Annotated in this window: 10 protein-coding genes; 3 read left to right on the top strand and 7 right to left on the bottom strand. The window is 47.4% G+C overall.

What is annotated here, in order from left to right:
- The first annotated feature begins 16 nt into the window (after nucleotides 1-16).
- Entirely contained in the window at nucleotides 17-100 is an 84-nt protein-coding gene (locus AC5RDS_RS02070; RefSeq protein WP_494222191.1) for an Rpn/YhgA-type helix-turn-helix domain-containing protein, read from the top strand.
- 236 nt (nucleotides 101-336) lie between these two features.
- Here AC5RDS_RS02070 and AC5RDS_RS02075 read toward each other — a convergent pair whose 3' ends face one another.
- The 6 genes from AC5RDS_RS02075 to AC5RDS_RS02100 form a co-directional block, all read right to left on the bottom strand.
- A complete protein-coding gene (locus tag AC5RDS_RS02075) occupies nucleotides 337-615 on the bottom strand; it encodes a hypothetical protein (RefSeq protein ID WP_175316038.1) in 279 nt (92 codons plus the stop codon).
- Nucleotides 606-2,165 (bottom strand): PKD-like family lipoprotein, encoded by a 1,560-nt coding sequence (locus AC5RDS_RS02080; protein WP_175316037.1) that lies wholly within the window; start codon nucleotides 2,163-2,165, stop codon nucleotides 606-608. Before AC5RDS_RS02080 ends, AC5RDS_RS02075 begins: the two co-directional genes overlap by 10 nt.
- Nucleotides 2,166-2,182: 17 nt before the next feature.
- Nucleotides 2,183-3,016 (bottom strand): DUF4843 domain-containing protein, encoded by an 834-nt coding sequence (locus AC5RDS_RS02085; protein WP_175316036.1) that lies wholly within the window; start codon nucleotides 3,014-3,016, stop codon nucleotides 2,183-2,185.
- Nucleotides 3,017-3,035: 19 nt separating this feature from the next.
- Nucleotides 3,036-4,493, bottom strand: a complete 1,458-nt coding sequence (locus tag AC5RDS_RS02090; protein WP_175316035.1) for a RagB/SusD family nutrient uptake outer membrane protein — start codon at nucleotides 4,491-4,493, stop codon at nucleotides 3,036-3,038.
- 15 nt (nucleotides 4,494-4,508) lie between these two features.
- Complete coding sequence (locus AC5RDS_RS02095) at nucleotides 4,509-7,895, bottom strand: SusC/RagA family TonB-linked outer membrane protein (RefSeq protein WP_175316034.1); 3,387 nt, start codon at nucleotides 7,893-7,895, stop codon at nucleotides 4,509-4,511.
- Nucleotides 7,896-8,032: 137 nt separating this feature from the next.
- Nucleotides 8,033-9,166 (bottom strand): FecR family protein, encoded by a 1,134-nt coding sequence (locus AC5RDS_RS02100; RefSeq protein ID WP_175316033.1) that lies wholly within the window; start codon nucleotides 9,164-9,166, stop codon nucleotides 8,033-8,035.
- A gap of 186 nt (nucleotides 9,167-9,352) precedes the next feature.
- Here AC5RDS_RS02100 and AC5RDS_RS02105 point away from each other — a divergent pair, with 186 nt between their 5' ends.
- The gene (locus tag AC5RDS_RS02105; RefSeq protein WP_175316032.1) at nucleotides 9,353-9,952 is read left to right on the top strand and encodes an RNA polymerase sigma factor; all 600 of its coding nucleotides are present in this window, start codon (nucleotides 9,353-9,355) and stop codon (nucleotides 9,950-9,952) included.
- Here the strand turns inward: AC5RDS_RS02105 and AC5RDS_RS02110 are convergent.
- Nucleotides 9,933-11,540 carry an AAA family ATPase gene (locus AC5RDS_RS02110; protein ID WP_175316031.1) on the bottom strand — a complete coding sequence of 536 codons (1,608 nt, stop codon included), beginning with the start codon at nucleotides 11,538-11,540 and terminating at the stop codon, nucleotides 9,933-9,935. The genes AC5RDS_RS02105 and AC5RDS_RS02110 overlap by 20 nt on opposite strands.
- A 266-nt stretch (nucleotides 11,541-11,806) precedes the next feature.
- Here AC5RDS_RS02110 and AC5RDS_RS02115 point away from each other — a divergent pair.
- Nucleotides 11,807-12,040: PD-(D/E)XK nuclease family transposase (locus AC5RDS_RS02115; protein ID WP_494222192.1), on the top strand; the 234-nt coding region annotated here is incomplete at its 3' end.

Here is a 12,040-nt window from a genome sequence, read left to right on the forward strand (position 1 = left end):
GGCAACCGCCCGAAAGATGCTGGCCGACGGACTCCCCATCGATGTCATCCGTAAATACACCGAACTCTCGGAGGAGGAAATAAAAAAACTGGAGCATTAACAGACTCATTATAGAACCGCCCGGACAGTTTCCCAAGCGTCCATTCGTCATGGAAATCAACCATAACGGCTTTCCTGTAAGCACCAAAAAACGGCAGGCACCGGGGTACTGCCCGGAGTCTGCCGGTCCGTCAAAACGAGCCGGCACATATCATGGAGAAAAGTATAATAGGACAATCCTAACCCGACGCTTTTCAGACCGGCAAATCATCCACAACAGGTTAGTTTATCTATTGGTTAATGGGGCGCCGAAGCAACGGCTTCGCCTGGAAAAGAAGGCCGGCCACCGCTCAGAATATTCAGGCGGACAAGGAAGTCTGCACGATAAGAGGGACCGATAGGAAAATCATGTTGGACTATCCGTACCGTATTGCCAAAAAACGTATCGATATCGTAAAGGCTGACGACATAGCTGTAATGGAGCCGGACAAACCCCAAAAACGCCTTATAATCATTTCGACTATAAGGCGTTTTTATTTCCCCGACTACCCCAAGGGCAGCCAAAACTAATAACACAATCCGTAATTACCGCCGGTAGCTCCACGCACAATCATATTTTCGGTAAATGTGGATGCGATATATTGCAAATCCACCACTTTTCCATTCCCGCTAAACTGGTACTCGGGAAGGCTATTTCCCTGGGGTACTCCCCCGACCATGTTAAACAAACGGAGCGTATAATCATTATTTCCTCCCGTTGTCCCGATCACCAAATAATCTTTCGTGTAATCACCCCCATAAGGACGCCAGTATTTATTCGCCACATAATAAACCGTCTCTCCCGCCTGCAATCCCGGAACAGACACAGGAACCTCGATATTATTCGTCAAAGAATAAGCATACAAGACTCCATCCGTCACGTAGTAAATCATCGGAGTGTTCGACGCACACACCGCGTAAGTCGTTGCCCGGGCAAAGTTCGTGTTACCTGCAAACACTTGTACCTCCTGCACCGGATTCGTTGTCCCGCCATGCTTCAATTTATACAATTTCCGCTCTCCTCCCGATGATTCAAACACAGCATACGCCACGTTTTTGAAAGAGGTATTCGCCGTATTGTACAACATCCCCATATACAACATTTTATCCTTGATACCGTTTGGCTGATACGATGAAGCATTATTCTCGTACACAGAAACCACCCCGTTGGAATTCACAAACAAAAAACGACCGTTCAACTCATCCCAGTACATGAACCCCATTTTCTGCCGGTCGTAAACAGCCCATTTCGAGGCTCCCCGGATAGTATCCGGCACTCCCATGATCCCGCTCCCGTTAGTATTCGCTCTTACGCTGTAAACACTGTTTTCAGAGAAATACATGGTCCGGAAAAAACCTCGTGCCAAACGTCGGGGATGTTCTTCTTCTACCCCGTAAAACATAGATTCTTCGTCATGTACCGTGACCAGATCGGAAGTACGCAACAGACACACGCTTTCCTCCGTCGTGATTCCCAACACATGTCCCTTCGTCCGCTCCTGACTGTTCGGATCTACATAAGGAGTATTCATCAACTGCGCCAACAACAACGGTTTACCTTTCAATGCCTCGCCCTTCATCGAAACGAAAATATCTCTCGCCATTTCAAGCGAATCGGAACTGAAATCCAAATCCGAGTTTCCATCCGGTGTCTCTTTCAAAATATAAAATCCTCTGGAAAATTCCGATTCCACCCGAACCGACGCGGAAGCATACACTGCATATTGGTTAGCCGTATTTTCCACTTTCACCGTCAATATGTAATTTCCAGGTTCTTCCGAAACCAAATAGCTCAAATCTTTTTCCCGGCCAATCGTATCTACCTCCACGGCTGATATGTAATCCACCTTTCCGCTGTTAAAAATAAACCACGTGTATTTCAAATCGGAAGATGCATATTCTGTTTCCACCGTGATAGGAATGATCAACGAATCCAATAATCGCCTGGGATGATAGATCGTATTCATCCCATTTATCTGTATAGAAGGAAGTGGTGAATAATCATAATTCCCCTCGTCTTCATAACAGCCTTGTATCAATGCCAAAAGCATGATAACCCCTAATATATATCGTTTCGCATTTTCCATATACCTACATTTTAATTTCATTTACCAATCTTCAATTCCGTCCCGTCCGACCTTTTCAACGGTTCCTCTCCCCGGTTCGCCCGTGCAGCATTTTCTTGTTTCAAAGCTTCCTGCAGCCGACTCACCAAATAATTCATGTAATTTACATCATAATCCGGACCCAAATCATCCCAATATGTCATTGTCGGTCCCCAATCCGTGTTCAAATATCCTTTCGTGAGTCCCAGACTCGCGATATACTCGTCATCCCACTTTTCTCCCGTCGCGTCAATCAGGAATTGATGTAACACCGGATCATATATACCGATTTTCGTGTTCAGCGTTGCATCTTCCGCTGTCGCCCAAAACGAAGGACGATCCAATTGATCCGTCACCCAAACATATATACACTTGGGCAACACGAAACCCGGAACGAAATACTCGTTCTCCCCGATAGCAATCTCTATCAACACCTTATCCGTTTTCAACGAAACATCCCGTTTCAATACCACGGGAAGTTCGCTTCTCGTCTTCCCCGCAGGGATAATGTAACAGGAATGCAAAGCCGCATCATCAAAAGCCACGAAATGTTTGCCGGCAACAGCACAAGAATCCTCCACCGGCAATTGGACCAATTTTACCGGACGGTCATAGTCCACCACCTTGCCTATCGTTTTCAATGGGATCCACACGGTATCCGTTTCCGCCTGAGGTCCGGAATAAATAAATGTACGGTACACCAGGGTATCTGCTGAATTTTCCATATCAAAACCCAACCAACAAGTATCCACGTTATAAGGAGTCAACTCCTCATCGCAAGCCGACAACAACACGGACGACAACATCCATAATATCAGAAATTTATTTTTCATACAATTTTCATTTTAATCATTACTTTCCCGTACCCGGGTCATATTCCGAATCCGGAAGGGGTAAAATATATTCCGCTTCCCCGACTTCCGCAGCCCCCCAAAGCATCTTACGAATTCCTTGACGCTTGTAGGCATAAAACAGATGCCCCTCAGCATAAAATTCCCGGCGAATCTCTTCCAACACAAAGTTTTTCACGCTGGCGAGATCCGTAAAATACGCCGACACATTCACATTGCGAGCCGCCATGTAATCCGCATATAAGCGATTTGCTTCCTCCAGGTCTGTTGTCGTTTCCAACAAAATTAAGTACACTTCACTCATCCGCAACACCGGTACAATCTGCAATTTCATCAACAGGACATTGGCACCATACTCCTGCCCGGCATCATAATAATACTTTTTCACGCAAGCATAATTATAATTACCATTCGCATCAGGAATACTCGTGTTCCAAGAGTTAGCATAACCGGCATGCGTGGTAATATCCTGCCCCTCATAAAGTTTGTCGCGCATTTCTGCGGAAATAAACAAATTCGTGCCGGTCAAGCGGTCGCTACCTACCCCGGTCACGCCTATCGAATAGTCAATCAATTTATGATTGCTCAGTGCGAACAGACATTCGGAAGGTGCGGCATAATATTGCAAATTGAAATCCGCCATGGAACTCAAACTCACCGGCATGACCGTGTACACCGCTTTCGCCGCCTCGTAAGCTTTCTTCGTCTGCCCTGTGTAAAGATAAAAACGGGCCTGTAAGGCTTTCACCGCATAATAATTCAACCGCAATCCCCGGAAATCCAGAAAATCATCCTCCTGCCCGCTATATGTCAGCGAAGTACTGATCACCGGATCCACACTCAGGGCATTTTCAGCTGCCAGCAGATCACTTTCCAATTTCCCGCAAAAAGCCGCATAATCGTAATACCTTGGTAAATTCTTGAACGACACGTCTTCCGAGTATGGCAACGTCACCTTGCGTACCGGATTTTGAGGCATCTGCCCGAAAAGCCGCAACACGTCCAAATGACAGAAAGCCCGAATGGCAAACGCCTCTCCCTGCAAGACCCGAAAAGCCACGGAATCCTCGATACAATCCCCCCCATGTTCCAAATGCCTGAGCACGGAATTAGCCTGCACGATCACGTTGTACAGACCGCCATATATACCGGAAATCACACTTTTGGCATACGTGTTTTCATACTCGTACCGAGCCAAAGCCAAATCCGCGTCCCGGGTTGAACCGGACAGATCCCACAACTGTGCCAATGACTCAATATGCGACATCGTCAACCCCTCCCCATACAAATCCCGGTCCTTCAACTTCACGTAACATCCCGTCAAGGCATCCTTAAACCCTTCATACGTCGTATACATATCCTCTTCTTCCGTTTGTCCCTGGGGCTTCACATCCAGCCAATCGTTGCAAGAGGAACACAAGATCCAAAAACATAAACTGCAAACAATATATTTTTTCATATACGCTTCATTTAATCAAAACAATAAAGAAATATTCAACCCGACGTTACGGGCAAACGGATAGGAAGTACCGCGCTCCCGCTTCACGGAAGAGAGGTAAAAAAGATCGGACATATTCAACGAAAAACGCATATTCTGGATTCCCCATTTTTGCAAATAAGGGGTATTCAAATCATACTGCACGCTAGCCGACTGGAGCGAAAATACATTATCCGGCATCACGAAACGGGAAGTCATTCGCGTCTTTTCATTACTGATGCCCTTGAAATAGACCTCATCCCCCTCCTGCATCCAGCGGTCCGACCACACCCGATTGTCCACATTGCCCGTTTTGATCGTGGAGGGAGTCACTTCCACTTTATCCAACAAGGTGGAATTATACTGCTTTCCTCCCCAATGAAAACCGAAAGAAAGATTCAACGTCATCCCCTTGTAAGAAAACATTACCCCCGCATTACCTTGATACAAAGGGTCGCTCACGCCCATATACACTTTTGCCGAAGGTTTCCACTCGAAGGTGGGCTCCCCGTCTTTATCCAAAAAGATTTCCTTGCCGCTACTCGGGTCTATCCCCAAAGAGCGTACCGCATAAATCGAATTTTGCGAACGCCCTTCGTAATAAAGCGTGTTCACATCCACGTCGTCCATCAACATTTCTTCAGTTTGGCGTTTTAAATCATCCGACAGTTTGGTGATCTCATTTTTATTATAAGCCAACTTGCCGGACACCATCAAACTCATCTTCCGTTCCGTATCCCGAATAATATAACCGCTCACGGACATCTCGAAACCGGTATTTTTCACTTTCCCGATATTTTCCATATAAGAAGAAAAACCGGTTGCCAACGGAATATCCATGGCAGACAGTAAGTTATTGGTCAACTTCGAGTACACATCCAGACTTCCTTTCACCCGATTGTTCAACACGGAAAATTCCATCCCGAGGTTGTATTGCGCCGTCACCTGCCATTTCAAGTCTTCATTTCCCAATCCCATCAAATAAGCACCACCCCAGTAGGCGTAGCGATCATCGTCATAATACTTGAACATAGGCAAAGCCTGATAGGCAGAGAATTTTTGGGAACCGGTTTCACCATAAGACAGGCGCAAACGTAAGGTGTTCAGGTATGGATTCTCTCCCCAGAAATGCTCGTTATGCACGTTCCACCCCAGACCGGCACTCCAGAAGGTTCCGAAACGCTTGTTGGAGCCGAATTGCGAACTACCATCCGTACGCAACGATAAATCAACATAGTAGCGATTATCATACACGTAATTGACATTCCCGACCAGCCCGAGTCGACGGGTCGTATACTCCGATGCGGAAGGCATATCATTTTCCGCGTAATTCAATGCATTCCCTATAAACGGCCTATCGTTCGTGAATCCCTCCATCGTAAACCCGTAGGAATTGCTGTCATTTTGAGCGATGGAAGCGTCCAAACCGGCATAGAGGGAGTGTACCTCCCCGAACACTTTCGCATAGCTCAATGTCACGTTTCCTTCATACGTGTTCGCTTTCCCCGTGGTGTAGGCATACCGTCCTTTACGCAATACCTGATCTCCGGTGTAATCCTTAAATTCAGAGCTTTCAGGAGATTTGTACATGTCCGAAGTATTATTCGTGTGCGATATCCCGAATTTCCCCCTTAACGTCAGCTCCGGTGTCATTTTCCACTCGACGGAGAAATTGTTGATAATCTCCACGTATCCGCTTTTATCTATATTACCCAACGTGGCATCGTACAAAGGATTTTGGACCTGCGTTTCCCAGGCATCCCAACCGTCAAAATAACGGTTCAATTTTCCGTCATCCGTCCAAGGGGCATTATAGGGTTGCTGGCGGGCATAATCGCTGAAAGAGCCGTAAGGACTTTCCTCGCTTTTATTACTTCCTATACTCGTCTGATTCCTGAATGTCAAATTTTTATAACTATAAGATAAAGTCACGCCCCCACTAAACGTCTTCCGGCCCGAACCGATCATGGCCCCCTGGATATCTTTATATCCCAGGGAAGCAGACCAACGAAATTCCTCGCTTCCCCCTTCAAACCGCAGGTTATAGTTCTGCCCGACTCCAACGTGTAACGGTTGACTCAACCAATCCGTTTCCACGCCCTCCTCCACCGCTTTCAACCGCTTGTAATAAGCCTCTTTCAAAACGATATCCCTCTCGGGATTGGTTTCATGATGATACAGACCTGCGGCCCATTCCAAACTCAACTTATCCCGTGCATTCATTAAATCATACGACGTCAGATCAGGGATTTCCAATGTCATCCCGGCTTGCGCAAACACCCTCAATTTTCCCGCCTGCGGCTTTTTAGAAACAATCACCACCACACCGTTTGCCCCGCGAGAACCATAAATAGCCGTAGCCGCCGCATCTTTCAATATATTAATCGACTCGATTTCCTCCTCGTTATAATCCATCAATTTGGTTAACGATATTTCGAAATCATCCATAATAATCAAAGGTACATTCAAATCGTTTTTCGTCCCCTCGTTCAATTCTTTCAAATTGGTTGTCAACGACGAACTGCCTCGCACCGTAATATCCGGCAACCGGTTGGGATCGCTGCCAAATTCATTATTCTGCACGACATTGAACGCCGGATCGATATTTCGCAAGGTCTGCAACATATTCTGCCCCCGATAGGCCAAAATCTCCTCCTTTCCAATCGTGCTTACCGCCCCGGTATAACTCTCCCGGGCTTTTTTGAAAATACCGGTCACCACCACTTCATCCATTTGGGCAACGTCTTCCTGCATGACGATATTCAATTCCGGTTGTCCGGTATATTTTACCTCCTGCGTTTTCATGCCGACGAAAGAAAACACCAACGCCACATTCTCCACTTCGGGAAAATCCAACCGATATTCCCCCTCCACACCGGTTACGGCTCCGATACCCGTACCTTTCAGCATGACCGTCACCCCCGGCATCGGCTGTTCTTTTTCATCGACAACCCGTCCTTTCACCGTAACTCTGTTATAAACAGCATCGCTTGGGGAGTGCTCCTGCCGGGTACGGATAAGTATCCATCCGGATTCAATCGTATAAGTGAATTCCGTTCCTTTCAACAAAGTGTTCAAAGCTTCTTCAACGCTGACATTTTTCACGTCTATCGAATAAAGACCGTGTTGAGCCGTATCCGGAGTGTCGCGGAAACCGTAAGAAAGTCCCGTCTGCGCCTTTATCCCGGAAAGGATATGCGCCAAGGTTTTACCGGTCATTTTCAATGTCACTTTTTTATCCGTGTTTTGCCACACCGCATCGGCCTCTTCTTCCGGAGAAGCGGACGAGAGATTCGGGTAACACAGAAACGGAAAGAAAAACAAAAACAGGCCCACCACCCATTTATTCTTTCCGGAACGATTTATTATTTCTTTTTTTTTCATAAACTTGTGTAAGTTTTCGATGTAATGTTTCAATTATGTCTTAAACGGGACGACAAGGATACGGAACTCGCAAAATCGCACCTTGCCGGTATTCGAAAGGGAATCTTTCCTGGAAAGGTTCTCTTTCTTTTATTTTCTTACTCTATCCGATACACACCTCCTTCTTTTTTTACCGTTCTGCCCGTAATTTTCCGTAAAGCCCACACCACTTCGTCCAGGGATAGTTCTTTCCCGAATTCGAGGCTATACACTTCAACGGCAATTTCCGGTGCCACTTCTATCTCAACACCATACCATGCGGCAAGGTCGAAAGCAATCCGGTCGAGCCGCGCCCCCCTGTATTTGAAATTGTTTGTCAGCCACTGTATGTAATCGTCCGCATCCACCTCTTCCACCTGCAACTGCGCTTCACCGGAATCGTAACGGATTCGCTGGTTAGGACGGATTTTCGTTTCTTTACCGCCTGCCATCAAACCGATACTTCCCTCCACCAGTACCGCCTCCGTTACAGTCAAACGGTCGGAATAAAATAAATTAAAGCGCGTACCGTAAACAGTTACTTTGGTTTCACCTGCCCGGACGATAAAAGGACATCCGGAATGCGCCACTTCGAAATATCCTTCCCCTTTCAACTCCACTTCGCGTACCGAATCGCAAAAGCAGCCGGGAAACCGGAGTTCGCTGCCGGCATTCAGGACAACAGCCGAGCCGTCGGGCAATGACACCGAACAGGTATAACCGACCGGAATCACCACCCTCTCGTATACTACCGATTCTCCGGCAAGCAGTTCATCCGGCGGTAAGGTTTCCGCCGTCACGACGTAAGTATTTCCCGTCTCCCGCATCTCCAAAGCTCTCCGGTCTATCGTCTTTTCGTCCCGTTCCCGGAATACGGTCGGTACCGTCACTTTCTCCTCCCGGACATAGGTGCCCTCAAGAGAATACCCCGCCCGGTTCCCAACCCACGGATACAGGCACATTCCAACCAGAATTGCCGCCGCAGCCGCCACTGCGAGCCGGAGTATCCGGAGGCGGCGGCTCTTCGCCCGTTTCACTCCGCAGAGCCTCTCCTTTAACTTTCCGGCAGCCTTCTCCTGGTCAATACGGGCTATACGGTGCAAACTATCGAGCTGCTCCTCCAATGCCCCGGCCTCCCATACCGAATCCGGAACTTGCCCGGAACCAAATTCCTCTTGTGTCAGGAAACGATATTGTACAGCCTCGGCCTTTTTTATGGCCTCTTCGGCTGTTTTCACATAGGACTGTTTCATTTTATCCGAATTTTTATACTTATATCCGATTTGTTTGCTTTTTTTACCGATAAAACTCAAATATTAACATTCTATTAACACTTTATTTCCATTTTTTACCAGATTTTTCCGAATCCTATTCAGAAATCAGCTTATTATTTTCCAAACTTTTATAGTTTTGTATTGTTTAAAAGTGCAGAATCACTTATGCCCGATGCAAACAGACAACAAGACTTTCTCCTGTTATCGCGTTTCAACGCCCGCGATACGGAAGCTTTCGTGTCTGTCTACAAATTATTTTTTACCGAACTGCATCTTTATGCATCCCGTCTGTACAATTGCACCACCGTTTCGCCGGAGGATGCCGTACAGGATGTGTTTTGTTCGCTGCTGGAAAATAAGGGGACTCACTTCGAATCCCTGCTCAAATTGAAAGCTTTCCTTTATACCAGTATCAAAAACCGGTACAAAAGTTATTTAGAACACCGAAAAGTACAGGGCAAATATAAAACATATACAGAAACGGCTCAGACCTTTGCCTCTGAAATCACAGAAAACGAAGTGTACGCATTTTTGCAAAAATGTCTCGTCATGTTACCCGAGAATTGTGCCCAGGTTATGAACCTGTATCTTTCGGGTTACGAAATGGAAGAAATCGCCGGCCAGCTCAATCTGAGCCTGCAAACGGTATATAATACGAAATCTATGGCTATCCGCCTGTTAAAAGAAAAATTCGGGAAAACGAACTTTATCAACCTGCTGTTTTGTTTTCTTTGCAAAGTCAATGCTACATCCCCCACACGGTAATCGTCCGCCCGCCGTATTCCTCCCGACGGTGCCAGATCTTATCATCCCAGCTTACCCCTTTGTCCCGGTTGAAGACGATGAAATGGCCCTCGCTCACATCGCCGCAGCGGTCCATATACCACACTGTCTGCTCCAGGCCTTTAGCGATGGTCTTGTCCAGATCGCCACGCTTGATTTTCAGTTCCAGCACAATGCGTTGCACGGGGCCCCCGTAACCGTCCGTCAAGGGCTTGCGGATCAGCAAATCCGTACGGCCACGCCCCAATCCGTACTCCCGGTCGATGTACCCGCCGCCATTCACCACACGCTGCAGGAATGCCTGCAACAGCAACTGAGGGCCGCTCTCCTTGTAGTCGAAACGCTCGATCCAAGAATCCGCATTCTCACGGAAAAACTGCTGGAAATCCAAAAGTAATTTTTCCATATCGATGCTGTTGTCCGGGTTCATATACCACGCTGCCTGCTGGACCAGTCCGCTCTGAGTGGTCCACGTCAGTTCGCGGGGGATGATTTCCCTGTAGATGGCGTTCGCGATCCGACGGGGTTTATCCAGGGTGATCAGTCCCAAATCAGCGACATACTGTACATCATCCTGCGGCATCAGACTCTCTTCGGCATCCGTTTCGTTCGCCAGTATCGGACCGATAACACGGCGGACACGCTCTTCACGAAGTTTGTCGATCAGTATGTCGATATGTGTGTCACGGCGGTAGATGATTTGTTCCTGTGCACGGTATATCATTTCTGGGATGATGCGGATACTACGGTCGCGGTTTTCTTTCATGCGGCTCGTCACTTCGTAGCCCAGGGCATTCACCAGCCACGGCTGACCTTCCGTGGCCGTCCAGATCATCGGAAAACAGGATTCGTCGAATTCCTGGCCCGTAGCGGCGGTATGTTGCAGGTAGAGCGTACGGATCTCTTCACGGGAGAAATTGCCCAGGCGGAGGGATTCCGCTTTGATGTTGAACGCCGAACCGCCCGTAATGATGTCCTGATTCGAAAGTACGATACGGTAATCACGAACATCACGGACACCGCACAGGATGATGCTTTGAGGGAAATGACCCGGACGATTGGCATAACCGGAACGAAGCTGACGCAGGATGCTCACCAAAGAATCTCCCACCAAGGCGTCGATTTCATCGATGAAAAGCAACAAAGGACGGTCGAGCGATTCGCATAAACGGTCCAGATAACTGCCCAACAAATTGGAGGCTGCCTCTTCTTTTTCCAGTTCCAAACGCAAGGCCGACGGCATACCGGTGCCTACAACCCGCGAAGCTTCACGGGCAATCACACTGACCACATTCCGGTTCACTTCCTCCACGTTGTTCCGGGACGCCTGACCCACCTCGACATTGGCATAGACGGCATAAAACTCGCCACGGGTGTTCAGGTAATCACGCAAAGCCAGCAGGCAGGACGTTTTACCCGTCTGACGAGGAGCATGAAGCACAAAATATTTCCGCTGATAAATCAACGATTCCAATTCTTCCAGATCGATACGTGTCAACGGATCGATATTATAATGGATATCAGGCTGAATTGGACCTGCCGTATTGAAAAATTTAGGGACCTGTCTCATACTTCAGTGTTTAGGTGCAACAGTTGTGGCAAAGATAGTGAAAGCCGGGAGGAAAAGCAACAAACTGGTTTGATTGCTTTTACAGAACCGCATCCTATTTATACAAAGGTAAGAAAATTCATTCACTTTACAGCGGGAACAGGACGCTTTTATCCATTTAAAACTGGGGCATAGTTTTTAAGTGAATAGGGAAAATCATCTCCCCCTCTCCTCCTTGCCTAATTCAAAATTAATCCGTTCCTTTGCAGTATATAACACTGAAAACCATGGCCAATTACATCCGTTTCGACTGGGCGATGAAACACCTCCTTAGGGATAAAGCGAACTTTTCCGTACTGGAAGGGTTGCTGACCACCTTGCTCAACGAGAAAATCACCATCCGGCGGTTGCTCGAAAGCGAGAGCAACCAGGAAAGCGAGTTCGACAAGTACAACCGCGTCGACATCCTTGCCGAGGACTCCAAAGGTACCCTGATTCTCTTCGAGATTCAGAACAACAAC

The sequence above is a fragment of the Odoribacter sp. genome (assembly GCF_985060555.1).